The sequence below is a fragment of the Bacillus cereus group sp. BfR-BA-01380 genome, assembly GCF_022663535.1.
GTDB lineage: Bacteria > Bacillota > Bacilli > Bacillales > Bacillaceae_G > Bacillus_A > Bacillus_A cereus_BB.
Genome location: NZ_JAKUFS010000042.1, coordinates 1 through 25,077, shown reverse-complemented (window position 1 = coordinate 25,077; position 25,077 = coordinate 1). Strand labels below are relative to the sequence as shown.

Sequence of the window (25,077 nt, the reverse complement as noted above, 5' to 3'; positions counted from 1 at the left end):
GAATAATTGCTGAATAATGAACTTACATTACTGCTTTTAAAAGTTCTTGTACGAATGGAAGTAATCCACCGATAAATTTTAAAACTGCCATTGCGATTGCCATATGATTTCACCTCCTCTAATCTGCACCTTGATTCATCTTCGCTATACAGATCATTTGTATAAATAATTGTGCTGAATAACGAACTTACATTACTGCTTTTAAAAGTTCTTGTACGAGTGGAAAGATCCCACCAATAAATTTAAAAACTGCCATTGCGATTGCCATATGATTTCACCTCCTTTTGTTGTTGCTACGATGTGATTTATCTTTATGCTCTTATTATAGTAAGCGCTTATGTTTTATCTATACATCCTTATATATAAAATTATATATGATAATGTAGCAGGTTCCCTTTCTTTGTATTGTTAATAAGGGGTACGGCAACGATTCTTTACTTTTGGAGCCACTCAAGAAAAATGTACTTTATAATCCTATTTTTATAGTTTTTTGTATTTGGTAAAGTGAAATTAGAATGAGAAATTACGTGTTCGGTAAAGAAAAACGCAATAAGTTACTATTATTTTAATACCTTTCTAAATTTACGACCAAAAGAAAGAACAATACCTGCAAGAACCATCAATACACCCATTGCTGCACTGTTATTTGTACTTGCACCCGTTTTTGGAAGCTCTTTATATGTAACTTCTTTTTTATCAGAAGTACTATTTTTTGAGATATTACTGTTACCAGTATCAGAAGCATTGCTGTTGTTAGTGTCTTTATCAGGGCCATTACCGTTGTTAGTGTCTTTATCAGGGCCATTACCGTTGTTAGTGTCTTTATCAGGGCCATTACCGTTGTTAGTGTCTTTATCAGGGCCATTACCATTGTTAGTGTCTTTATCAGGGCCATTACCATTGTTAGTGTCTTTATCTTTCACAAACACTTTTTGTATTGTAGTTACTTCATTACCTTTAGATTCTGTAACTGTGTAAGTTAATACGTAAGTACCGGCTTTAGATGTATCTACTTTACCATCAACTGTTACTTTAGAAGTAAGGTCGCCGTCTTCTTTATCAGTAGCTGATACTCCTGCCATTGGGTCGAATGAATCTCCTACATTAATTGTAGTTTCAGCAGGTACTGTTAGTACTGGTTGTTCATCTTTAACTTCTACTCTATCTTTAACCGTTACTGCTTGTTTCGCAGTTACTTTATGACTTTTAGAGTCTGTAACTGTGTAAGTTAATGCGTAAGTACCGGCTTTAGATGTATCTACTTTACCATCAACTGTTACTTTAGAAGTAAGGTCGCCGTCTTCTTTATCAGTAGCTGATACTCCTGCCATTGGGTCGAATGAATCTCCTACATTAATTGTAGTTTCAGCAGGTACTGTTAGTACTGGTTGTTCATCTTTAACTTCTACTCTATCTTTAACCGTTACTGCTTGTTTCGCAGTTACTTTATGACTTTTAGAGTCTGTAACTGTGTAAGTTAATGCGTAAGTACCGGCTTTAGATGTATCTACTTTACCATCAACTGTTACTTTAGAAGTAAGGTCGCCGTCTTCTTTATCAGTAGCTGATACTCCTGCCATTGGATCGAATGAATCTCCTACATTAATTGTAGTTTCAGCAGGTACTGTTAATTTAGGTTCCATATCTGGAGTTTCTCCATTTTCCTCTACAATTACAGTCTGTGTAGCTGTTGCATTAACCCCTTGGGAATCGACAACCGAGTACTCCACAATGTATTTACCTGGTTTAGAAGTATCTACATTGCCTTTATGTTTTACTCTATTTGTTAAATCACCATCTTCTTTATCAGCAGCTTTTACACCTCTCATCGGGTCGAACGTATCACCTACATGTAGTGTAGTTGTAGAAGGTACAGTTAACTCCGGCGCTTGGTTTTCAGCAGGTTCTTTCACTGTCCCCTTAATTTTTACTGCATCAAAAGCTTTTTCGACTGCTTGAGCTTCAGTTGAGTTCGCGCCATATTTATTTGTTGCAACTCGAAAGCACGCTGATCTCAATTCAGAGAAATTAGAAGTCATGTTTAATTCATCAGTGTTTGCATAATAGAAAATATCAAACATTTTATCCTCGCCAATACCTTCTACAGTTACACCGTTATGAGTGCCACCTTTTGCAATTAAATACGCAGCTTTATTAATAATACTTGAGTTAAAATGAACACCTCCATTATCCCTTCCATTAAAATCGTTAAATTTACTATAATCATCTGGATACGGTATTCTAGATGAAGAAAGAACTGAAGGTGGATTTGCCATATCACGGAAAATTGATCCAGTTTGTTCTGCAATTGTCCAGTTAAATTTCCCATTGTTTATATATTTCTCAATAGCTGTTCCCATAATATCCGATAACGCCTCGTTAATCGCACCAGCTTCTCCAGAATATTCAAGATTGGATTCGCTAGATGTAACCGAATGTGTAAATTCATGTCCCGCTGCGTCAAATGCCTTTACAATAGGATCTCCATATACAAGCATGCTACCCGAACTAAATGCATTCTGCCAATCCTTCGGATCATTTGTATCACTAGAATTCCAGGCATGTACAACTGAAACTACTTTTTGTCCCTTATTATCAAAACTATTACGCTTGTATTTATCTTTATAAAAATCATATACCTTTGTTGCTAAGAAATGAGCACTTACCGCTTTTGGATCATTAAATGTTGTTGAAGCGCTAGTTGCTAGTGTACCAGGGTAATAGTTTGCCTCTGTATTATAATCTCTGTAATTCACATCATACGTTTCAATTCCTTGCCCTCTAGTGTAATCAGCAAGTACATATTCTCCATTACTTTGTTTAGAAATACCAAATGTACGAGATATACCTAAATCATCTTTTCCTGTTCCAGTTGCTGATGTAAGATTGCTGTTTAATGATGTAAGATTACTTTTTCTACTTTTTTTTAAGGTATCAACAAGCTTCTTACTTGCTTTTAAATTTGATTCTTGTACCATATTTTTTAACATTTCACCATTATTAGCATTCACTAAATAAGTCCCAGATACATATTTTGGTGTTGCCGCAGCAAATGTAACCTGGTATGCATTGCTGGCTTGTCCATTATTTTCATCAACAAAAATAACTTCCTTTACTTCTGGCTCAGAAATAAACTTGATATCATTCCCGTACTTCGTATAAATATATTGTTTCGCTTCTTCTTGTGATAGATTAATAGGCTTCTTTAAATCTTCTTGTTTTAAATTTTGCGCGCTATCCCCTGAAACACTTTTAACAACACCCTTTTTATCTACGTGTGCAGTCAACTGATGCCCATATACTTCTTTTCCTTCGTATGTTTGTTGCATACGCATAAGTGTAGTTCCATCATAAGAACCGCGTTTTTGAATAACCTTATAATCTACTCCCGTTTCTCCATTCACTTGTTTTGGAGACAAAGCTTGCTCTGTCTTTTCCTTAAGCGCATCTTTTACTACATTCTCTGGTTCCTTTTGTGATGGTTGTGTAAGTTCACCTGTACGGAACGAATCCTCCTGAATTTGAACTTGTAGTTGATTCGTTTCCTCTGCATGACTTACTCCATATGGTGTTACAGCTGTTAAAGCTAATCCTGTTATTAATGCAACTGTAGCTCTTCTTTTTTTGTTTTTCATGATATTTACCTCGTATAACTTCTAAAAATATTTAGCGCTTTAGAAAGTAGTATACTGTCTATTGCTGTCAAAAAAAAGAGAAAATAAAAAAAAAAATTATGTAACATTGCATAATTTAATGTCGATAATCAGTTATTCTAGAAAAAATTTCTGTTTATATGGATTTTTATTTTAGGGTGTTTTTGCCTATCCCCTCGAAAAGGGGAATAAGAAAAACGTATTGTGAAAAATCCTTATCAATAAAGATTTTGGGGTACTTTTTAAAATATGCATTTCAAAATATATACAATTGCATTGACATGTTTCAAATATTATTAAGTTGTATTTTTAAAATGAAATAGTCTAGATTTTCAGCTATGTCATAAAGTGTACTTTTTGAAATAACATATAAATTTATAATGAATCAATCTTATTCCCCCTTTTCGGGGATTTGGGCAAAATTACCCTATTAGTACAAAAATCTGTATAGAATTCTGTATAAAAAAGCCCTGCATATAAGCAAGGCTTTTTCTATTTCCAAAATTGCCACCACTTTTTTTGTTGGGTGGCTGCAATCAATTTTTTAATCTCCTGGTTTTCACGGATCATAGCCATTAGGTTTTGATCACGTTCATCAATTTTTTGAAAATCTTGTTGTTGTTTTTTCTGTTCAGTTAACCATTCCTTTAAATTTTCTTCATGTTTTTTAAGCTGTTCAGATACTCTTTCAGCAACAATTCTATCCAATTCCTGAATAGCTACAACTCCTCGTTCTACTTGGATTTGTCCAGGTTGTTGTTTAGTTATTTGGATAGGTTCAATGTCTATATATTCAGGTAATCCTTCTTTACTGAGGAGCTCAATAATTTGTTTTTTTTGGAGGTTTCTTTTATTTCTCATTTTAGCTATAAATTGAAAAACAGGTATACATTCTTGATGAATTAAATACTTGTTCTTTTCACCTTGTTGGAAATTTAAAAAACTACTGTAGGTTTGACAGTTTCGTTTTATAGTCATAGCTGATACTTTTATTTCCTTGGCTACTTCTTCAGCTGATAACCAGTCTTCTTGTTGCACTGTTCAGATCACCATCCTTCTACACATCTAAACATCTGAACAGAAAAACAAGGGTTTCCTTGTTTTTCTGTTCAGATGGCTATTTAGATAATATACAAATAGTTTAACACCTGAACATCTAAACGCAATATATAAAACAATTACTAGAAGGTAAAATAGAAGGATAGATCTTAAGTCATGCACAGAATGTTTGTATCATGGGGATTATGGGAATATCTAACTTCTTATAATAGGACATTATGTAAACTCTCTACGAATCCAATATTCATTATAAAATATAAAAGTAAAAACATAAAAAAGGGAGAATCTAGTAGTGAAAAAAGACTTTGAAAACGCACATCGTTTCTGTTCTCATAATAGAAATGCTTTAGAAACAGATACTATATGGGGTAGCATCAGGATTTTGCGGATTTACAACGTCAAGGTAGAAATCCCTGTATCAATAGGGTCTACTCTATTGATACTTAACTGATTTTGCTTCAAATAAGGTTTGCGAGTGTCTCGTATGACTTATCTCAAAATCCTTATCGTTGTTAAGTTATTCATTTTTAATACTATAAACAACTTAACGTTGTAAGTCCGCATTTTCGGGACGCTACCCCTTAATGGCGGTGGGCGGGCTTTAAAACCCTAAACCTGAAAAAGCTAAAAGTTCCGCAAGGAACAGGTAGTATTTTTTCTCGACTTGGACTAGCAATTATACGAGCCGAACCGCTTAGATCATTCGTTCAAAAATAGTTCTTACTCAAAATTTTGATACGTTTAGTACGTGGGGTTTCGTCCCCACACGACGAGCCAGTACTCCGAACAAAAAGCAAGGAAACCCTTAAATTTGGTTAATTTGTTTTTTATTATAAATAATATATGTAAAATTTTACATTTATTCTTATGAAAAATAAAATAAAATACCTACAAATTTAACCGAAATCACTTATAATGCTCTATCTTCTTCTTTATAAGCACTTAGATGCATTGAATATAATTATATTAACTAAACCCATATCTCGTTATACGAACAAATCTGAACACCCGTTTTTTCCCTAAACACAAAATTTGTGTGATTATTTTATTCAACTTTAGATTTTGGCTCTCCAAACCATTTAAACATTGCTTTTCTTGTACCATTTGGGGGCAGAAAGAATTTAACTAATCCCTCATCGATCATTTGTTGTAATTCTTTTTTCTGTTCTTCATTTAACATAGAGGCATATGGCAACCATTCTTTACTTTTTGAGCCACTCAAGAAAAAGGTACTTTATAAGCCGATTTTTACAGTTTTTTGTGTTCGGTACAGTGGGATTCGAATGGAAAATTACGTGTTCGGTAAAGAAAACTAATAATTTCTCATTCATTTACTATACCGAATTCATATTCGGCATAGTAAAACACCTTAAAAACTATAAAAATTGCCGAGTGGCTCCAAAAAGAAGGAATGGTTGCCGTACCCCATCGCCATCAACTTAAGAAATTGATTCTTCCCCAAAATAAAAAAAATGAGCCGAATTCTCATAAATAACTGTAAAAAGGTAAAATATTCGTTATGGGGGTGTCTCAAAATCTTAACTTGATGGGCATGTGACTGTACAACTAAGTGGAAAAATAGAGAAATAACTGGGTTCAATTTATGGAACTATTAGAGCTGAAGAAAAATACTTTCTATAAAATAATGAAAGAATATGAGGAAAACAAATTATAAATTAATATGTAAAAAATTAAAAGTCGGATGTTTTTGCCCATCCCCCGAAAAGGGGTATTAATACAAAATATTCCATATTAGTTGTGGGCAAATTTAGGTTTCAGTCTTAGTTGTTCGTTTTGTAACAAAAACGACCGTTTTTGTTACATTTTTTCTTTTTAAATTCTAAACTAGATTGTATTGAATTTAGATGTAACTAAATGCTGTCTCAAAAATAATTTGTCACAATATAAATCTTCTACCTTTTTGTTACGTTGATTGTTTATTAATTGGTATTTTTTGTCTTATCCCCCTTTTTCGGGGGATGGGCAAAGAAACCCAAAATGGTCATATAGATGGATAAAATAAAAAGCTTTGCGGGAGTTTTCGCAAAGCTTTTGCCATGATATATAATTATAATAGTAATTTTCGTATTTCGTCTGTACTGAGACCAGTGAATTTTGCAATATCTTCTAATGGCATGCCATTTTTATGCATACCACGAATTAATTGGATTTTTCCTTGTTCAATACCTTCTTCTAATCCCTCTTCTCGTGCATGAGCTATTTTAGCTTGTTCATCTAGAAGTATTTTCTCACGAGCTTCATAAGCTGTTCGGAAGGAAGAATCATGGCTCATATTTTCCCATTTAGTTATTGCCTTTTGTAAAATTGGATCTTGATTCATCGCAATCTCCTCCAATGTTTGAGTTAAATGTTCATCTTCGTGGGCTGGCAACAATAACATCCAACGGACAAATGAATTTTCCCATGGATTTACTTTTTCTTCGCGCCATTGTTTCACTAATTTTGGAATCTCTACAAAATGAATTTCAATATCATCACTTAGTATCTGTTGTGTTTTGGTATTCCATAATTGGCCGATGGTGTGAAATGAGTCGTCATGAGAAAATAATATGAAATCTAATAAGTTAATGGTAATTGTTTTCCGAAGTGAACGATACGGCATCCCCTCTTGCATTTGGGATGTGTAGAGCTTACTCCAATAATATAGAGAGCGTTTCACCATATCATGTGTATTTCGAAGCTGAATCTCTATATTCACTTGTGTTCCGTTGTCGAGTGTTGCTAATAAGTCTAATATGGATAACTTATCATCTTCATAAGATTTATGAAGATGTGGATCTTCCAATTGTAAAGATGTAATAGGTGCATCTAAAGATTCCTCTAACACAGCATTCAAGAAACCAGTTAAAATTTCTTCGTTTCCTTTTGTTCCGAATAACTGTTTAAAAGCAAAATCGATTCGTAAATTTACTAATTTTGTGGACATGGGTTTCCTCTCCCTGTCTATTTCTCTTTCTTATATTGTACAAGAAACCAAAAGTAATGTGCAATTAGCTAAGGCCTTTATGTATTACGGTGAAATTCCTTTTTAGAAAACAAGAAATTTACCCAATTTTCTCATAAGGACCAATACCAGCACTCTTGTAACTAAGGAAAAAATAAAATTTTTTTGTAGATAAGATTATTTTCTATTTTCATATCTTTTGACTACCCTATAGAATGTCGGGCTAGTCATATTACATCTTCTCATTGCTTCTAATGCTGAAATTTCACCTTTTTTCCACTCTGTGTAAGCTGCAATAAATTCTTCAGTAATTTCAGTTCTAGGTCTTCCTAAATGTTTCCCTTGTTTCTTAGCGATTTCAATTCCTTCTCGTTGACGAGTCTTAATTTTTGTTCGTTCCTCTTCAGCAAGCCAAGAAAGAATTTGTAATACAAGATCTGTAATTAAATTCCCTAAACTATCCTTGTATTGTGTCGTATCAAGCAATGGCATATCCAGGACAATAATATGTGCTTGAATATTTTTGGTGATATCTTTCCATTCCTGAAGGATGGCTTCCTTGTTTCTTCCGAAACGATCAAGTGAGTGAACGTATAAAATATCCCCTTTTCTTAACATTCGTTTTAAAAGTTGATATTGCTCTCGATTAAAATCTCTTCCACTTTGTTTATCGATAAAAATATCCCGTTCGTCTTTTATATATTGCCTCATAATTTCAAGTTGCCGATTTTCATTTTGATCTTTACTACTTACACGGATGTAAGCGAATTTTCTGACATTCATACTTTAGTAACTCCTTTATCCTTTCTATAAGTTTATTATAACAAATTTACTTCAAAAGGTATTTATTTTTTAGAAGTACTTCAAATGTGTAGTTTTTGATGTTTTGAAGCAATGTTTTTCATAGATATCTAGATACTTCAAAAGGTGTACCTTTTGAAACAAAAAAAGAATCCCTTTACAGAAAGGGGTAGCACCAACATAACGAGGATTCTGTACGTATAACAAGGGTTTCGTAATAAGAATCAAAAACGGACGTTTAAGGAACTTTATTTATACCTATCAAAAACGACTGGATTATGTTTAAAATCCAGTTCCAAAACTCATTACCAAAAACAAAGTACCGTACCAAACATCAAATACCGTTTATGGAACCTTCTTAACGTACGGAAATACCAAGTTTTTTAAATAAAAAATTCCTTAACGTACGAAATTCGCGTTATGTTGGCGGGACCCCTGGTTATGAATATGAAGGGAAATTATATAATGGCGCTAATTATGTCTTCGCTAATCGAACATTATCTGAGGAATATAAAAAGAAAATTCAAGAAGTTGCAAAAGAGATGTTTGAAGATTTTCATATAAATGATTGGACATATCAGCAAAAGATGTTACAAGCTGAAGAACATATGCAGGGGTTAGATAGTGATACTTCACTAGACATAAAGGAAGAGCTACAAGAAGAAAAAAAGCCTGTTGAAGTTATTGGTTTTCATCAAAGAAGAAAGGAAAAAGAGATGAATAAGTTAACTTCAGAACAAAAATTTAAGCTCCTTGCAATGCAAGTAATGTGTAACATATCTGAAGAAGATTTAGAAGGAATTTTTGAAAGGGGATTATCAGTAGATCAACTATTCACAGGAGTAGCAAATAGGTATTTTAAAATGAAAAATAAAGAAGACATCCGCCGCTAAAACGAATGACTAGAAGGGAATCTGATCCATTCCCTTCTCCTATTATACCATAATAAGGAGGAGAAAAAGTATATGAACGAATTAGGAATTATAAAATTTAAAGCTAATGTACAGGTAGGAGATACAATTTCTGTTGGGACAACTGAAATTGGTTATGATAATGAGAAATTGTCATATCATGGAGTAGTTCTAGACATCAGAGATATAAATTTCGTCCTTCTCGAAGGAAATACTAAATATATTATTGATTATAAAACAGTGTATTGGCACTCTGCCGAGTGAGAAAATGTGAGTGTTAACATATTTAAAGGTAAATCATTTGAAAGGTGGAATGTAAAATGAAAATCTTCACATCTGACTGGCTTTCGCTTAGCAATCTTAGAAACAAAACATCCTTCAGTTAGAAATTTTTTAAATAAAGAGATGTAATAAGTCAAAAACAAGGGGAATCTTAGCTATTCCCTTTGTTTTAATAAAGCATAAGGGAGAATTAAAAATGAAAGAAATTGAAAGTTATATGACACCCGCTGAAGCGGCATACAAATGGGGAATCAAAAGGGACACATTAAAGAATAAATACAGTCCATCTATGTTAAATGAAGAACAGAAAAAAGAATTACAACAAATGATCGATGAGGGATTAGTTAAATTCTTTCTACCCCCAAGTGGTACAAGAAAAGAATGGATCATCACAAGAAAAGCAATGTTTAAATGGTTTGGAGAGCCAAAATCTAAAATTGAATAAAATAATCACTCAAAATTTGCGTTTAGGAAAAAGTGGGTGTTCAGATTCGTTTGTAGGACGAGATAGTGGATGAGCTAATACAATTATATTCAATTTAGCTAAGTGCTTATAAAAAAGGAAATAGAGCATTATAAATGATTTTAGTTGAATTTGCATGTAGTTTAGTATTTTTCATAAGAATGAACTTTAAATTTCACATACCGTAACTATAATAAAAAACTAACTAATCAAATTTAGGGATTTCCTTGCTTTTTGTTTGGAGTGCTGGCTCGTCGTGTGGGGACGAAACCCCACGTACTAAACGTATCAAAATTTTGAGTAAGAACTATTTTTGAACGAATGATCTAAGCGGTTCGGCTCGTATAATTGCTAGTCCAAGTCGAGAACAATTGCTTTGCTTTTTGTCCTTCGGCTTGGCGAAAAAAGCGAATCGAGCCGAAAAAAGTTTGGCAAGGATTGTTTTTTACTGCAGTAACGAAGTGGAGCAGTAAAAAACAAAAAATACTACCTGTTCCTTGCGGAACTTTTAGCTTTTTCAAGTTTAGGTTTTTAAAGCCCGCCCAACGCCCGCAGCCATTAAGCGCGCGGTGTCAAGGGATTAAGCCGAAAAATTTTAAGAGCTGATGTTGAGTTGAGCTTTTCCAAGCGGAGAAATTTGCTATAAGGGGTCACCATACACATCCATCAACTTAAGGATTTAGACTATTTTTGAAGTTAAAAGCACGTTACTATTCTCTTATGTTAATGAGAATAGTGGGGTACAGCCGAGATATGTGTAAAAATAGGTCATGGTAATACATTTTTTACCAAATGTTATTTTTCTCTGATATGTGTAACATAAACGTTAATTTTTGTTACAAAACAAGCTGCTTTGCCCCTAAACACAGTTACGCTGGTACTGGGCCAATAAACAAAAAAAGAGGACGGTGCCCCGTCCTCTTTCTATTACCACTTGTTATCAGATGCTTTAAAAGAAAATTCAACTTTAGTAGGTTTATTACCACTAGTTAGTGAGAGGTCATATTTACCCCCTCTAACTCCTTGAGGATATGTTGTGTTACTTATCCAATCATATCTCTCGCCTGGTTCAATTTTTTTCTTTTCTATATAATATTTACCACTTTCATGTTTCAAATAAACTGTTACAGCAGTTTCACCAAGATTTTTAAAATACATTTTAACATGTCCATAACCTGCCGGAACATTAAAATCGTAACCAGCGGAGCCATTGCTACCTTTTAAAATTATAGGTTCTTGTTCATTCCCTATTTCTGCACTAGCGTTTGTAGCAGGAATTGCTAGGGTAGTAACTCCTACACCAAATGCTAAACCTAAAGAAAGTAACACCGGAAATATTTTCTTCTTTTTCACAGCTTAATCCCCCTAATTTTTATTATTTGGTACGCTTTAAACATACATCCAATTGGAGAAATATGTAATATATTAATAATATTTATCAAAAATAAATGTAAAATTCTGGACTTTGGTGAAAAATAAAAAAGCACCCTTTCGAGTGCTTTCGTTTTATACCTTAGCTAACTCAACAATTAAGACATTTCATATTTTCATAGGTTTATTTGGCATGTGATGCTACCCCTAATAGTGGTCACCACACATGCCCATCAACTTAAGAGTGTAACCAAACTGAACTTTTGTTCAGCCGGGTTAAAACATTCTTAAAATAGAAGTATATTCTTAAAAATGCGCATACCAAATAAACCCTAACGGGTTTCACTTTTTTTATTAGTGGTCACCATACATGCCCATCAACTTAAGGATTTAGGATTACCCCAAAACGAAAAAATGAGCTTTTTTGTTAAAAGTTAGCACAAAATTTCGTTCTGGGGGTACTATAAAATTTTAGCTTGATGGCTATAGGGTAGTTTATTTTTCTTAGGTTGATGGGGATGTAGCGAGACCCCTAAAAAAACGCCTTTAAAATAAGTTGTCTTTTTAGTTCAAAACATCTATAAAAATAAAAAAACAAATATAATATGCATAATTACATATATAAAAACCAATAAACTTTCTTTGTCATTCATTTATAATTATCCTTATATACAGAAAATGAAATAAATGGTGATACTAAATGAAAACACAAAAAAACGACCCTGTACTAGATAGAATCCTAATAATTACGGGGGGATTATGACAACTTTAGCTTTTTTTTCAGATCAACCACTTATGTTGAGATGGTTTCAAGGCATATGCGGATCTATCATCTTTATAGGAAATCTATTATCCTATCTTCGTAATAAAAATACAAGAAATATAAAATAATAATATCAATATTTTTTAATTAAGGAGGTTATAAAAAGTCGAATATTGTTAAAGTAAACCGTGTGAATATAACTTTTTATGGTAAAGATAAGGTGATTGTATGAGTGATAAATTGAGACCGGCCGAACTAAGAAAGAGTCGCAAATACTATGTTTCTAGTGTTCACGAAATAGCAAGCGTCCGTTTAGAGATATTGGACAGATACATAGGCGAGGATAAACAAGTTTGGCTCAAATATAAAATGATCGATACTGGTGAAATTTCAGAAAATCGAGAAGTCAACATTAACAGCAGCATTTATAAATTTCGCAGAAAACAAATGGCACAAGCTTTCGAGGAAGACAACCCGGAATTATTTGATCAGAATGCATCATATAAGCGTGTATTAGAGGAATTGGACAACGTTTCTAAGCAATTGACAACGCTACTATACAACCAAACGTTATTAATGCAGGAAATACGGGAATTGAAAAAAGGTAAGGTGACGATATGAAAAATAAATATGTGATCATCGGCATAGCGTTTTGCGTGGCCGCAGGTTTCGTAATAACAAACATAATTGTAGATAAACACTGTCAGCAGCAGGGCGAACCAACACAAGATGGTTTACACAATTGGCATAAAACAAAAGATCAGTATTGTGAATGAACTGGACCACTGATGTGAGACAGGAATAAAACACCTATGCTACCTGTTCCCTATATTCAATCGGGGACAGGTAGTTTAATTTTTTAAACGGTCGCATGTGATTATAATAATGCATGAAATCATTCACTTTTTCTAGTACAATAGAATTTGTAAGACGTACCCTTTTTTGGGTATAGAATTCTTCCGACTTTATGGTGGAGTGGAAGGATTCGATGACGGCATTATCGAAGCAGTTTCCTTTCCGGGACATGCTTGTGATAATGCCTTTTTCTTCAGCTAAATTCTGAAAAGCATAAGAAGTATAGACGGATCCCTGATCACTATGAAGGATAACATCTTTTACTTCTCGGTTCTTACAGGCAGCCTCTAATGTCTCTAATACAAGGGTTACATCTTGACTCTCTTTCACACGATAAGCGATGATTTCGTTATTATACAGGTCCATAATTGTTGATAAATACATCATAGATTCTCCAAAAGGTAAGTACGTAATATCCGTTACCCACTTTTGATTTGGTCGGTCTGCTTGAAAATTTTGTTCGAAACGATTTGGTACTATCTTTTGACTTTCTCCTAATATCTTCACTTTTCGTTTTGGCTTCACTCTACACTGAAGGTTATATTTTTGCATAATTCTTTGTACGGTCTTTCGGTTCACGTGTATTGCTAAGATACCCATGCATTCACAGATGAGACCAATGGCATATCGATCTTTCATTTCTTCTACGAGCGTAATGATGACTTCTGGGACCATCTCCTTTCGATTTCCTGATACTTTTTTAATAGTTCTACTTTCATCTCAAGATAAGCATTTGTTCGTTTTAATTCTTCTATTTCCGTTAAGTCTGCAGGACCTTTTCCGTAACTATACTGTTTGCCGATTGGTTGTGCGAATCGATGTTCTTCTCCATTTCGAAACCATTTCATCCATGTTTTGATCTGTTTTACATTACGAATACCAAACTTCTCCATAATTTCACGATTGGTTAATTCTCCCTCTAACTTCAATTCAATCACTTGTCTCTTCATGGATTCTGGATAATAATTTTTCTTTTTACCCATAGAAAAAACACCTCCAATTTGTCGTTTACATTTACATACGACAGTGGGGGTGCTTTATCCTTGTCTCACTTTACTGGGTCATTACACTTTCATGGGTCTATGATCTATGGGGGCTTTTTAATTAAATTCACGTATCGTAATCAAAATTTAAAAAATCCTCGAAATAAGAGATTATTGAAATTACGGACACATATGACAGTTTACGACTGTCAAAATTCAATGTGTAGTCCTTATTCAACTAACAGGAGGTTAATTAAATAGGGAATTTTATTTTTGATGTAATAAATCTCAGTCTTGAGACGGAGATTTATTACGACTTCGGACCTATATATTAAATATCTAACAAATGTTAAAATTATCCATAAATATTGATTATTTGTAGTTTACAGGAGGGCATTATGAAAAAGATTTATTTGACATCTATATTTGTTTTAAGCATATCAATATTTTTAATGGGGTGTAGCATAGAAAAAGAGAATAAAAAAGAAGATTTTGGGCTTGAGAAGGTTCAAAAAATAGAAATTTTGTCAGTCGAAAATCCAGAATCCGTTTTAAGTATCATCGATAATAAAGATGATAGAACTGACTTTGTTAATAAACTAAAGATTGAAAAATGGAGTAATGAGGATATTCCTTCCAATGCAGCAAAAAGCAGGATTTATAAAATGTATCAAGAAGATACCATCAAATTTGGAGAGGATAATACGAATGAAAAGGAACTTAAACAAATAGCTACAATAACCACTTATAAAGACAGTCCTTATATTAAATTTCAAACCAGGAACCTAAATTTAAGTTTTAAAGTTCCAAAAGAAGTAGCAGAATACCTTTCAAGTAAGGGGAAATAATGATGATAGAATGCATGAGAATCCTCTTTAGATAGTATTTATTTTAACATCAGTCGTATCTGCTTATTTATCAATGAGTATTAATGTAAGACAAGAAAAGACAATAAAAAATCCTCAAAAATCATTTATTGTTGAATTGATAGTATTAACCATTATTGTCACGGTTGTTGCATATCTTACTTTTATTACATCAAACTATGGCTGGAAATATGCCTATTATTAGGAAGTATTCTATTTATATGTGGTTTATACTGCTGTATTATGTATATCAACTAAGTTTAAAACAAAGACAGGATTTACAAGATGAATAGAGGACGGTAATAAAGTTGTTATCATTTTTTAAAGAAGCAAAGCTTGTTTGTTCTATTTGTTCTAAAGAAATGGATTTCATTCAAATAATTATTTTACCAATAAATTAGGGGTCTATGTATATAGACATAGACCCTAAGAAAAATTAGCAAACCGCAACACTAAGTGTACTAATTACTTTACAGTTGATACTCAAAGAAGAGCCTGCACGTAATTGGATATCTTTATCAGACGCTAACGTTTGAAGAGATAATACTTTGTTCATTCAAATCACCTCCTTTCAGTACAAAGTTCATGTAAGCGATATTAGCAAGCCATAATACTTACAGTACTTGCAACTGTATTATTTGGACATCCAAAATAACTACTTGTTGAATATAGTTTATTTGCTGTAGATACATTTCCTGTTTCTAAAGTCTGAAGATCCAAAACGTTTGACATTTTGTTTTTATAAGACATTATCCATCTTCCTTCCGAATTTAGTTCCAAGCAAAATATTTATTATTATTGCCCTGGTAGACATGTAAATACGCGAATAGTATTTTCCTTTTTACACTGGTAGACATGTAAATACGCTAATAGTACTTTCCTTTTTACAAATAAAGCTTAAATTTGAAGTAAGTCCTCCTTGCACTGCAGTTTTTTTCATTTCCTGCAATTCAAGTACTTTTGCCATTTGTTGATTGTAAGACACTTGGCATCCCCCTTTCTATTTTTTATTTTTAAGATAACGCGAATTAGAATATAAGCTCAAAGTAAAGACTGAACATTCAGACAGACAATCATCACAATTAAGCGCTGTATTTTAATTGAATTCAAATGATTGTTAAAACAACTAAAAAATTAAATATATTCTGAAATCTAACAACACAACAATAACCATATACCTATATATTAAACTTGAAAAGTAATGGTTCCAAATGAAATAAATGGAAAAACTAAACTAAAAAAAATCAATTGTCTGAAATTCAGAAAATTCAGCGCAAAATAACCATATAATTTTGCATTAAAATTGTCAAGTGTTGTTTTTTATTGAATAAAATGGAAAAACGTTGTTTTAAGCAATCTTTATCTAGATTCAAAAAATTCAGCGCAAAATAACCATATAATGCCATGCGAAGTTTGTCAACTATTGGTTTTTTTACAAAAGAATAGTAAAATGATATATTCGTTGCGAATTATCAGAATTACCAAAAAATCAGGTGCAAAAATAACTACATACTGTTACATTTTAATTGCTAGGTATTGTATTTATTTGGTAATGACAACTGATTAAAAAAGATATTGCATAGGGAGGATAAAAAAGTGGCCAATAGTACGAAAAGCACACTAGGAATAAAGAAATTTTGGTACATGATTAAAATTTTTATGCCAGCGAAATGGTTACTTGCACTGGCGATGGTACTTGTTATTATTGAGACATGTTTGTCTTTAGCAGTTCCATTAGTAACAAAGAAATTTATAGATGGAATGACTTTAGAACAGATAAGTACTAAAATGATTGCCATTTTAATTTGTGTTTTTGTCACACAATTAATTATGTCAGGCTTAGCCTTGTATACCATGAATTTTGTGGGACAAAGTGTTGTACTAGCTTTGCGTGAAAAAACGTGGAAACAAATACTACATTTACCTATTTCATTTTTTGATCGCCACCCATCTGGAGAAACAATGAGTCGTATGAGTAATGATACATTGATTATAAAAGATTTTATAACAGGTCAATTGATTCCCTTTATATCAGGGGTTATTTCAATTATTGGTTCCATAATTCTATTAATATCAATTGACTGGAAAATAACACTTATGATGATTGTGGTTGTTCCTTTAGCTGGCCTTATAATAGCACCACTAGGGAAAAGTATGTATAAAGTATCTCGCTCTCTTCAAGATGAGACGGCATCATTTCAAAGTGATTTAGGTCGAGTGTTAACTGATATTCGTCTTGTTAAGTCATCATTAGCAGAAAAGTATGAGGAGCAAATAGGATTAAAGAGAATGACACAACTTTTTCGTTATGGGATAAAAGAGGCTAGAATTATGGCTATTATTCAGCCATTAACAATGAGTGTAATGTTACTTTTACTTGTTGTTATTTTTGGTTATGGTAGTACTCGTGTTGCTGCAGGAACACTTTCAGCAGGTGCACTTGTTGCAATTATTTTTTATCTATTTCAGATTTCAGTTCCTTTCGCACAATTAGCTAGTTTATTTACACAGTTTCAAAAAGCTTTAGGGGCAAGTGAACGGTTAAATCAAATTCTGTTAGCAAAACCAGAACCAGATATGTGCCCATTAAATTATTTAGATTTTACGGATGATACATTGTCATTTCAGAATATCTCTTTTGCCTATTCAAAAGGGAAATCTATTTTAAATTCAGTTTCTTTTCAAGCAAAAATAGGACAGATGACAGCTTTTGTTGGACCGAGTGGTGCTGGAAAAACAACATTGTTTTCACTACTTGAACGCTTTTATAACCCCAATGAGGGAGATATTACATATAAGGGCAAATCTATTCATAAAATGCAATTGGTTGACTGGCGAAAAAAAATAGCTTATGTTTCACAAGATTCACCAATGATGTCAGGAACAATCCGCTCAAATTTAACATATGGCTTAGAGAACGTCCCAGCAGAAGAGATTAGAAAAGCGGTCGCTCACGCAAACCTAGAAGAGTTTATTGAATCATTACCGGATCAATATGAAACAGAAGTAGGAGAAAGAGGAATTCGCTTATCGGGTGGGCAACGTCAACGTCTAGCGATTGCACGTGCGATGATTCGTAATCCTGAAATTTTATTGTTAGATGAAGCAACAGCACATCTTGATAGTACCTCCGAGAGACTTGTCCAAGAAGCATTAGAAAAATTAATGAAAGGGAGAACAACATTCGTTATTGCCCACCGTTTGGCAACAGTACGACAAGCAGATCAATTAATAATTTTAGAAGGTGGAGTGGTGACTGGAGCAGGTACTCATAAAAAGTTGTTAGAAACACACCCCCTTTATAAACAATTAGTAGAACAGCAGTTAACTCTAGAATTAACAACGTGATTTAATACATTTGATAAGAAAAAATCAAATAACAAGTTGCTTCTTGAATTAAATAAAAGAAAAGCTTTATTTTCAGGATGCCTATATTGAAAAATTTTAGTTATTTAAGTTAATAGTAAGATTGGCTATAGAAAATTTCTCTGTTCAGTAAAGAAATTTTTAAGTATCCGATCTTACTATTTTTGTATTTATTTTCTATTTTTTTGAACATAAACCATTACTTGACAGTTTTTGCATAAAACTATAAAGTTAACTTCATGTTAAGATTAATTAATATTTACATAAAACGGAAAATATAGATATATTTTCCGAAAAGTTACACTATTTAAAATTAAGACTTGACAATCTTAATGTGTAATTATATAGTTTTTGTGTGTTAATATTTAGAATTTATTCAATATATTGTAAATTAGTTTAATTTTGTTTGATTAAAAAATTATTTATTTAGTATTTATTCATTTAGTTATATTTATTTTTAACATGCTGTTTAGGGGGAAATGGAATGGCGGTGTTTCTCGGTAGTAGACTAAGTGACAGCGAAAAAATGTTATTGTCATGTTTAGGAAAGGTTGAATTCTGGGTAAATGGCAAACGATCATTAGGTAGCGGGAATATTATTAAATCTCCTAATATGCCACTAATCGCAACTGCAGCACATTGTATATACGATTGGGAAACTCAGAGTTTTTATGAACAGATTGCATTTTTACCATATGTAGAAGGGAAGGATTTTCGCATTTCCTTTAAACCTGTTTTAGCCACCGTTCCGAGAGTATGGGCCGAACAAGGTGCAGTTGAATACGACACTGGATTCCTTGTTCTTGAATCAAGGTTTGAAACAAATAGTAATTATTATAAATATGCTCTTCCTGCCGCATTTAATATACCCCGAGATTTAAATTATTGGGTTTGTGGATTTCAAAACCGGTTATTTCTTGCTAAAAACCCTCTAATTAGTCAGGGCATAGCACAAAAGGATAGATTTAAAAACTCTTCACTACAGGGAATAAGCTGTAAGGGGAAGAGTGGGATGTCTGGAGGGCCTTGGATAACAAAATATGAAGGATTATATGTACAGAATTCTGTTTCAAGCCTTTCAATGAAGTCTGTAAAGAATACACTTTGGGGACCTTATTGGGGGAAAACAATTGAAGCTGCATATCAAGTAGCATCAGGCTGTTTATCAGCTGACCCAAGAGTTTTAGTACATAAATATTAAGTTTACCTGAATAATATAGTAATCAATAAGATTGATATTCTAATTTATTAGTATGATTTACATTATTTTTTAAATTAATTAATGGAGGTAATTAAAATGGATATGCGCTATATAAGATATGTTATTCCTAATGAAAGGTATTATGAGCCTCCGAAAGGCAAGACAGAGGAATCAAAGTTGAACCTTCCATCTTTGCCTGAATTATGGAAATCACAATCAGATGATCATTGGACTTATTATTTTAGATCCGATATTATTTTACCTATTCAAGGTTGGAAAATTCATATTAGTGCAGCTTCAAGCGAAGCACAAAAGACTTTGGATTTAGTTTCCGCTTTCCTTTTTGAGCACTCTGTTACTTTCAAACATGTATCAAACCTTTGGGAATTAATACTTAAAAATTCTAAATATGGTGATAGAGGAAGCTCGGGTAAATTTATTACAATCTATCCAGTAGATGAGGAGCAATTTGTGTTTCTTTTAGATAGTTTACATAATATGCTAAAAGATTTAAAAAAAGGCCCATATATACTTAGCGATAAGAGATGGTTGGATGGCAATGTTTATTTCCGATATGGAGCATTTACAGAAATGTATATGGAGGATGGCGCATCCAAGGTATTAGCGATTAAGGACCCATCTGGTGAATATATTCCTGATTCTCGTGGTGCATCATACGTTGTTCCAGATTTTGTTGAAGAGCCACAATTAATACAAGAAATGACCAAGGCTCAAGAAGAAATGATGTTAGAAGAATCCAAACTGAGTAATTATAATATTAAATCTGCACTTCATTTTAGTAATGGTGGAGGCGTATATTTAGCTGAGGATAAGGATTCAGAGAAAGAAATTGTTTTGAAAGAAGGAAGACCAGGAGCGGGCCTTGATGGACAAAGTCGAGATGCGGTGGAACGTCTAAATCATGAGGCTAAAATTCTTGAACGTTTAAAAGGAATTGAATGTGTTGTTCAATATCAGGAAATTTTCCAAGAGTGGGAGCACACGTTTGTTGTTGAAGAATACATTCCGGGATCTACACTTAATACATGGCTGGCAGCATATTATCCATTTGCTAGAAATCAAGATTCCAAAGAATTTTGTGAAAAAGCTGTTGGGATTTTAAAGCAACTTAAAAAAGCAATAGGTGAAATACATTCTCGTGGTATCGGTATGGGGGATTTACAACCATCTAATGTTATGATTACTACTACAAATGAAGTTAAGTTAATAGATTTTGAAGCTGCAAGTGATATTACAGATACTAAACATTCTGGTTTAATGACTCCTGGGTTTATAGGTTCGGTAAAATCTAATAGAGAGCAAGCTGATTGGTTTGCGTTATTACGTATAGCTAGAAATGTTTTTCTTCCTATTGGACCAGTGCAAGACATGGCTGAAAGCATAATTCAAACACATGATAAATGGATATTTAAACATTTCGGTGAAGAAGCATTAAAAATTATTAAAGAAATTGAAGCTGAATGTGAAAAACGTGAGGCTAGACCAATAGATAGTATCCTATCTTCGCCTAAGAAATATTTTGACAAAAATGATTTACCACAAGTAATTTCAGGTATTAGAAAAGGGATTATTTCCGATCTTAGAGAAGGGGATAGACTCTTACCAGGAGATATCCGTCAATATGAGTCTAATAACGGGTTACTCAATATTCAGACCGGAGGATTCGGAGTAATAATGGCACTAACTCGCACTGGAATATTACCCGAAAAGGCAAAAGAATGGGCTCTAAAGTTTAGCAGGGCAGAATATATTGATGAACTTGATAATGGACTTTTTAATGGAAAATCCGGAATTGCTAGCGTGCTTTATGAAATTGGAATGATAACAGAGGCTAAAAGGGTGTATGATTCGATTCCAAATCAAATTGAATCTGAAGATGTATCTCTTAGAACTGGATTGTCAGGAATCGGATTGTCGTTATTATCAGCATCAACTTTACCTGGTTTTGAATCACTTTTTGAAAAGGCATTAGGAATCGGCTATCAATTAGAAGAACTTCTTAATCGTGATGTTGTAATCAGGCCTGATGATCTTGATGCAATTCCAATCGGCCTGATTGATGGATGGTCAGGAGCATCATTGTTATTTAGTTCATTGTATTGGATTACTGAAAATGATCATTGGCTAAATTTATCTATTCGTGCTATTGAAAAGGATACTGGACAATGTGTTCTTGAAGAATCAGGGTTATATCAAGTAAAGGATAACTCAAGATTTGTGCCTTATCTTGCTGGTGGAAGTGCTGGGATTGGTCTCGCTATGATTGAATTGCGACATCTATTAAAAAATAAGGCCTGGCATGAAGAACTCTTAGCAATTGGAGAGATGTCTGCCTCTAAATGTTTTTATAGTCCTGGGCTATTCCGTGGACTATCGGGTCTAATTATTACTGCAAACGCAATTGATACGGAATTTAATTTACAAGATGAGAAGTCATATGTTGAAAAATCAATAGAAACAATGAATCTTTATTTACTTGAGGATGAAGGTAAATTTTTTATTCCTGGAGATTTTAATTATAGATTATCGGGAGACATTTTCTCAGGAGCAAGTGGTATGCTTCTAGCTCTTCATGAAATCTCTTCACGTGATTTTTCTTGGTTACCAATCCCAGAGATTTCAAAACTATTTCCTTCTTATAATAACCCTGAAGGAAAAAAAGTCTCATTGAAAGGAGGTGATTTGAATGAACAAAGTATTATCTCTTCAAACGTTAGCGTCTGATAAAGATATCCAATTACGTGCAGGCTCTTCTTTGAGTATCAACTGTAAAGTAATTAGTACACTTAGTGTTGCGGTTTGCTAATTTTTCTTAGGGTCTATGTCTATATACATAGACCCCTAATTTATTTTATCAACAAACAATAGCTATAATGAAATTGATTTTTTATCCCCCCTATGTAAAATGGATATAAGGATTAAAAAAGGGAATTTGTGGATTAATCCTATATTTAATTAACATTTTGTTTTTTCCCCCTATCACTTAAGTGATACGTGTATAATCAAAATAAAAGGGAGTAATGATTAGAAAATTTTGAAAGGGATGATAAATGTTATGTCAAAAAAAAATAGGGTTATTATATTAACTTTAATTTCTGCAATACTCTTTTGTGCCTTATTGATAGCTTCTTCTCTTTCACCACTTGCAGATTCAGGGTCTGCAGCTAATAAATTTGGTAGCATTGGTATGTGGTCTTCAATAGGTATTATTCTCTTGCTATATATTATACCTTTATCCGCTTATATAGCTGGAGTCAACTCCATGAAATATATCATGGTAATTTTTTGCATTATTGGATTAGTTATAAATTTAGCCATACTTGGAGTTATTTTATTTATGAATGAATCAGAACACATTATTTCTAATCTACTACCCCTAAGTTTTTGTGTAGCAGGATTAATTATTAATATTATTTGGCTAATTGCTGCTTTTTACACTACACCCACATCAACAAAAGCTGATTATTAATAGGAAATTCAGGTTTCTTTGATAACATCAAATATCTATATGAAATGCTAAAAAAACAAATTATTTGACATCGTATTATAGGGGTCACCATACCACTCCTTCCTAATCACCGAGTTTGATACTCTTGAGAAGGTTCTGTTGCAAAGTTAGAAAAAATATAGAGAGGTCTATAGATTTGAAACAGAGCTTTAAGCAATCGTTTCTAGTTGCTGTAGTTCTTTGTACACTGAAAAGACGGAGTCTGATTCAAGACTTCGTCTTTGTTTATATATGGCTTGAATCGTTTCAATCTCTTTTATGGTCCTTGAAGCATGACGAATGTTTTGGAATCCAGAAGATTTGGCAAAGCGACGTTTTACATGTCGATGATCTTGTTCTATCAGGTTATTGAGATACTTAACGGTACAATGTTTTGTACGCACATAAAGGGCTCGATCACAGGGTTGCTGCTCTACTCCGTCATAAGACTTACACAAATTGTAAAATCTCACAAATAGCCTTTCGGTAATGGCTTCGATACGAGGCGTGCATCTTTGTATAAATCTTCTCTTTATATTCCCGACTACTCCTGGACAGATCCCTGATGATATCACGAATAGTAGAAGAACTTACAATAGGGTATAACGTATCTTGAATAATCCCATCGGGATGATCGAGGGTTGCTTTTAATAAGTTTAGAATGTACTTATTTTTCCCTTGTACTTTTTCTAATTCTTCTATTGTTTCTTTACGTGTTGTGTTCTTTGCCTTGTTGCCAAACTTGTGTGTAATTTCATCTAATAAATCTGCCAGTCCATCAATAATCTCCGCTTGACGATGTGAGAAAAAAATCGACAGAATGGTATAGCGAATGGCCGGAGGGTGTGCACGTAGTTCTGTCACAGTCTCGGTTGCGGCGCGAAGGCGATACTTGGTGACGAGCTTGGGCGTCAGGTGGTCAAAGAGCCCCTCTGGAATACTAAGGTGGCGGATGATCAACAACTTCTGTATTTCCGTCTCCATTGTGGCAACACTTGGTTTACGTGGCGAAGATAAAAGATCCCGGAAAGTCATAATCTCATGATTTTCTGTTCCTTGATCCTCATTAGTATGGGAATCTAATAAAGCATCAATTTGATCACATGTTTCGAGAGACAGTTGCTCATATGTTGTCTCATATAACTTCTTTTCAAAAGTATCGATTACGGAATCAATAGTTCGTTTCAAACTCCCTGGAGAAGGAGGTTCCACTTTCTGTTTGCGAAAGAAGCCATAAGCTTGATTGGTTAAGAAATCAATATCATGTGTCAGGGATACTTGCTCCGCTAACCACTCGCTTAACCGTTCATTATCCGCACCTGTAAGCTCCCGAAAGCTAAAAAATTCTCTTATCGTGTTACGATGTCGAGTATAGGTCTTTTCTTTTCCACCCCACCCATACTCTTCAAATCGATTTGGGGATACATCTATTTGTTTTGCGATATATTCAATAATAACTCTTGGAATATCTTGTTTTGTCGCTGGAAATTTGGCTTCCTGTTGGAAGTATTTTAATAACAGGGCAAAACCCAAACGGTTTGCCTCTGTTCTATTCCCCATAAGTAAATTTAGTTCATCTGGCATGAGTATAAAATCAGTTATAAGCTCTTCTTCAGTCCAATTTCGTTTCAATACTTTCCCCTCTAATCCTATGGTATTTACTTCTAGTATAATTTTGATAGAGGAACACCAGCAAGAGAACTGAAAAGTTAATCTTATTCGATCTTTTTACATTAATTGTAATCCTTATGACAGACCAGAGCAGCAACCCTGTGATCAAGCCTGTAGGTACGAAACAAAAAATACTACCTGTTCCTTGCGGAACTTTTAGCTTTTTCAGGTTTAGGGTTTTAAAGCCCGCCCAACGCCCGCGGTTTTACATCCTTTAAAATATCCCTCATACATAAATCATACTAATAGAGGCTGTCCCATAAGTCGGTGAAACCGACTTATGGGCAGCCCTTTCTTTTTTGAGTATACAAAAAAATCGCCCATCCATTATAATTGTAAGTAACCACACAAACAAAAAT

General features: G+C 33.5%; 19 protein-coding genes and 4 pseudogenes. 11 read left to right on the top strand and 12 right to left on the bottom strand.

Going from position 1 to position 25,077, the window contains the following annotated elements; all coding sequences use genetic code 11:
* Nucleotides 1-560: 560 nt before the first annotated feature.
* The 3 genes from MR076_RS24440 to MR076_RS24430 form a co-directional block, all read right to left on the bottom strand.
* Nucleotides 561-3,635 (bottom strand): immunoglobulin-like domain-containing protein, encoded by a 3,075-nt coding sequence (locus MR076_RS24440; RefSeq protein ID WP_242225036.1) that lies wholly within the window; start codon nucleotides 3,633-3,635, stop codon nucleotides 561-563.
* Nucleotides 3,636-4,145: 510 nt separating this feature from the next.
* A complete protein-coding gene (locus MR076_RS24435) occupies nucleotides 4,146-4,691 on the bottom strand; it encodes a DUF3967 domain-containing protein (protein WP_242225035.1) in 546 nt (181 codons plus the stop codon).
* 1,066 nt (nucleotides 4,692-5,757) lie between these two features.
* Nucleotides 5,758-5,934, bottom strand: coding sequence for a hypothetical protein (locus tag MR076_RS24430; RefSeq protein WP_242225034.1), 177 nt, complete (start codon nucleotides 5,932-5,934; stop codon nucleotides 5,758-5,760).
* Nucleotides 5,935-6,280: 346 nt separating this feature from the next.
* On the opposite strand from MR076_RS24430, the pseudogene MR076_RS26640 reads away from it, so the two are divergent.
* A pseudogene (locus MR076_RS26640) lies at nucleotides 6,281-6,387 on the top strand (recombinase family protein); the annotation flags it as partial.
* Between the two features lie 393 nt (nucleotides 6,388-6,780).
* Here MR076_RS26640 and MR076_RS24425 read toward each other — a convergent pair.
* Both MR076_RS24425 and MR076_RS24420 read right to left on the bottom strand, forming a co-directional pair.
* Complete coding sequence (locus MR076_RS24425) at nucleotides 6,781-7,659, bottom strand: Rpn family recombination-promoting nuclease/putative transposase (protein ID WP_242225032.1); 879 nt, start codon at nucleotides 7,657-7,659, stop codon at nucleotides 6,781-6,783.
* Nucleotides 7,660-7,854: 195 nt separating this feature from the next.
* Nucleotides 7,855-8,460 (bottom strand): recombinase family protein, encoded by a 606-nt coding sequence (locus MR076_RS24420; RefSeq protein ID WP_035435913.1) that lies wholly within the window; start codon nucleotides 8,458-8,460, stop codon nucleotides 7,855-7,857.
* Nucleotides 8,461-9,020: 560 nt separating this feature from the next.
* Between MR076_RS24420 and MR076_RS24415 the strand changes: the two genes are divergently transcribed.
* The 3 genes from MR076_RS24415 (at nucleotide 9,021) to MR076_RS24405 (ending at nucleotide 10,116) form a co-directional block, all read left to right on the top strand.
* A complete protein-coding gene (locus tag MR076_RS24415; protein ID WP_242225030.1) occupies nucleotides 9,021-9,371 on the top strand; it encodes a hypothetical protein in 351 nt (116 codons plus the stop codon).
* Nucleotides 9,372-9,443: 72 nt separating this feature from the next.
* A complete protein-coding gene (locus tag MR076_RS24410; protein WP_242225028.1) occupies nucleotides 9,444-9,653 on the top strand; it encodes a hypothetical protein in 210 nt (69 codons plus the stop codon).
* 214 nt (nucleotides 9,654-9,867) lie between these two features.
* Nucleotides 9,868-10,116, top strand: coding sequence for a helix-turn-helix domain-containing protein (locus tag MR076_RS24405; protein ID WP_242225026.1), 249 nt, complete (start codon nucleotides 9,868-9,870; stop codon nucleotides 10,114-10,116).
* A 945-nt stretch (nucleotides 10,117-11,061) separates the two neighbouring features.
* On the opposite strand, the gene MR076_RS24400 is transcribed toward MR076_RS24405, so the two are convergent.
* Nucleotides 11,062-11,487 carry a hypothetical protein gene (locus MR076_RS24400; RefSeq protein ID WP_242225023.1) on the bottom strand — a complete coding sequence of 142 codons (426 nt, stop codon included), beginning with the start codon at nucleotides 11,485-11,487 and terminating at the stop codon, nucleotides 11,062-11,064.
* A gap of 1,009 nt (nucleotides 11,488-12,496) precedes the next feature.
* Here MR076_RS24400 and MR076_RS24395 point away from each other — a divergent pair.
* Nucleotides 12,497-12,889 carry a hypothetical protein gene (locus MR076_RS24395; RefSeq protein ID WP_242225021.1) on the top strand — a complete coding sequence of 131 codons (393 nt, stop codon included), beginning with the start codon at nucleotides 12,497-12,499 and terminating at the stop codon, nucleotides 12,887-12,889.
* Between the two features lie 189 nt (nucleotides 12,890-13,078).
* Here MR076_RS24395 and MR076_RS24390 read toward each other — a convergent pair.
* Nucleotides 13,079-14,106, bottom strand: a pseudogene (locus MR076_RS24390) (IS3 family transposase).
* A gap of 398 nt (nucleotides 14,107-14,504) precedes the next feature.
* Here MR076_RS24390 and MR076_RS24385 point away from each other — a divergent pair.
* Nucleotides 14,505-14,954 (top strand): hypothetical protein, encoded by a 450-nt coding sequence (locus tag MR076_RS24385; protein ID WP_242225019.1) that lies wholly within the window; start codon nucleotides 14,505-14,507, stop codon nucleotides 14,952-14,954.
* A gap of 454 nt (nucleotides 14,955-15,408) precedes the next feature.
* Here MR076_RS24385 and MR076_RS24380 read toward each other — a convergent pair whose 3' ends face one another.
* The 3 genes from MR076_RS24380 to MR076_RS24375 form a co-directional block, all read right to left on the bottom strand.
* Entirely contained in the window at nucleotides 15,409-15,528 is a 120-nt protein-coding gene (locus MR076_RS24380) for a class III lanthipeptide (RefSeq protein WP_242225017.1), read from the bottom strand.
* A 41-nt stretch (nucleotides 15,529-15,569) separates the two neighbouring features.
* Nucleotides 15,570-15,704: a class III lanthipeptide gene (locus MR076_RS26910; RefSeq protein ID WP_396021737.1), complete on the bottom strand. Its 135-nt coding sequence runs from the start codon at nucleotides 15,702-15,704 to the stop codon at nucleotides 15,570-15,572.
* A gap of 109 nt (nucleotides 15,705-15,813) precedes the next feature.
* Nucleotides 15,814-15,957: a class III lanthipeptide gene (locus MR076_RS24375; RefSeq protein ID WP_242225014.1), complete on the bottom strand. Its 144-nt coding sequence runs from the start codon at nucleotides 15,955-15,957 to the stop codon at nucleotides 15,814-15,816.
* Nucleotides 15,958-16,568: 611 nt separating this feature from the next.
* On the opposite strand from MR076_RS24375, the gene MR076_RS24370 reads away from it, so the two are divergent.
* The 5 genes from MR076_RS24370 to MR076_RS24355 all read left to right on the top strand — a co-directional run bounded on the left by MR076_RS24370 (nucleotide 16,569) and on the right by MR076_RS24355 (nucleotide 23,029).
* Entirely contained in the window at nucleotides 16,569-18,320 is a 1,752-nt protein-coding gene (locus MR076_RS24370; RefSeq protein WP_396021736.1) for an ABC transporter ATP-binding protein, read from the top strand.
* 502 nt (nucleotides 18,321-18,822) lie between these two features.
* Nucleotides 18,823-19,539, top strand: coding sequence for a trypsin-like serine peptidase (locus MR076_RS24365; protein WP_242225012.1), 717 nt, complete (start codon nucleotides 18,823-18,825; stop codon nucleotides 19,537-19,539).
* 96 nt (nucleotides 19,540-19,635) lie between these two features.
* On the top strand, nucleotides 19,636-22,284 hold the full coding sequence (lanKC, locus tag MR076_RS24360; protein WP_242225010.1) for a class III lanthionine synthetase LanKC: 2,649 nt from the start codon (nucleotides 19,636-19,638) through the stop codon (nucleotides 22,282-22,284).
* Entirely contained in the window at nucleotides 22,247-22,366 is a 120-nt protein-coding gene (locus tag MR076_RS26905; RefSeq protein ID WP_242225017.1) for a class III lanthipeptide, read from the top strand. The genes lanKC and MR076_RS26905 overlap by 38 nt, the downstream gene beginning before the upstream one ends.
* Nucleotides 22,367-22,615: 249 nt before the next feature.
* Nucleotides 22,616-23,029, top strand: coding sequence for a DUF5391 family protein (locus MR076_RS24355; RefSeq protein WP_242225008.1), 414 nt, complete (start codon nucleotides 22,616-22,618; stop codon nucleotides 23,027-23,029).
* A 188-nt stretch (nucleotides 23,030-23,217) separates the two neighbouring features.
* On the opposite strand, the pseudogene MR076_RS24350 reads toward MR076_RS24355, so the two are convergent.
* Nucleotides 23,218-23,454, bottom strand: a pseudogene (locus MR076_RS24350) (DDE-type integrase/transposase/recombinase); the annotation flags it as partial.
* Nucleotides 23,455-23,506: 52 nt separating this feature from the next.
* Nucleotides 23,507-24,679 (bottom strand): annotated as a pseudogene (locus MR076_RS24345) (DUF4158 domain-containing protein); the annotation flags it as partial.
* Nucleotides 24,680-25,077 lie beyond the last annotated feature (398 nt).

Coding starts and splice junctions, on each gene's coding strand:
- MR076_RS24410 (WP_242225028.1), top strand. CDS start 9,444: ATGAACGAATTAGGAATTATAAAATTTAAAGCTAATGTACAGGTAGGA.
- lanKC (WP_242225010.1), top strand. CDS start 19,636: ATGGATATGCGCTATATAAGATATGTTATTCCTAATGAAAGGTATTAT.
- MR076_RS24415 (WP_242225030.1), top strand. CDS start 9,021: ATGTTTGAAGATTTTCATATAAATGATTGGACATATCAGCAAAAGATG.
- MR076_RS24420 (WP_035435913.1), bottom strand. CDS start 8,460: ATGAATGTCAGAAAATTCGCTTACATCCGTGTAAGTAGTAAAGATCAA.
- MR076_RS26905 (WP_242225017.1), top strand. CDS start 22,247: ATGAACAAAGTATTATCTCTTCAAACGTTAGCGTCTGATAAAGATATC.
- MR076_RS24440 (WP_242225036.1), bottom strand. CDS start 3,635: ATGAAAAACAAAAAAAGAAGAGCTACAGTTGCATTAATAACAGGATTA.
- MR076_RS24405 (WP_242225026.1), top strand. CDS start 9,868: ATGAAAGAAATTGAAAGTTATATGACACCCGCTGAAGCGGCATACAAA.
- MR076_RS24385 (WP_242225019.1), top strand. CDS start 14,505: ATGAAAAAGATTTATTTGACATCTATATTTGTTTTAAGCATATCAATA.
- MR076_RS24355 (WP_242225008.1), top strand. CDS start 22,616: ATGTCAAAAAAAAATAGGGTTATTATATTAACTTTAATTTCTGCAATA.
- MR076_RS24395 (WP_242225021.1), top strand. CDS start 12,497: ATGAGTGATAAATTGAGACCGGCCGAACTAAGAAAGAGTCGCAAATAC.
- MR076_RS24365 (WP_242225012.1), top strand. CDS start 18,823: ATGGCGGTGTTTCTCGGTAGTAGACTAAGTGACAGCGAAAAAATGTTA.
- MR076_RS24380 (WP_242225017.1), bottom strand. CDS start 15,528: ATGAACAAAGTATTATCTCTTCAAACGTTAGCGTCTGATAAAGATATC.
- MR076_RS24425 (WP_242225032.1), bottom strand. CDS start 7,659: ATGTCCACAAAATTAGTAAATTTACGAATCGATTTTGCTTTTAAACAG.
- MR076_RS26910 (WP_396021737.1), bottom strand. CDS start 15,704: ATGTCAAACGTTTTGGATCTTCAGACTTTAGAAACAGGAAATGTATCT.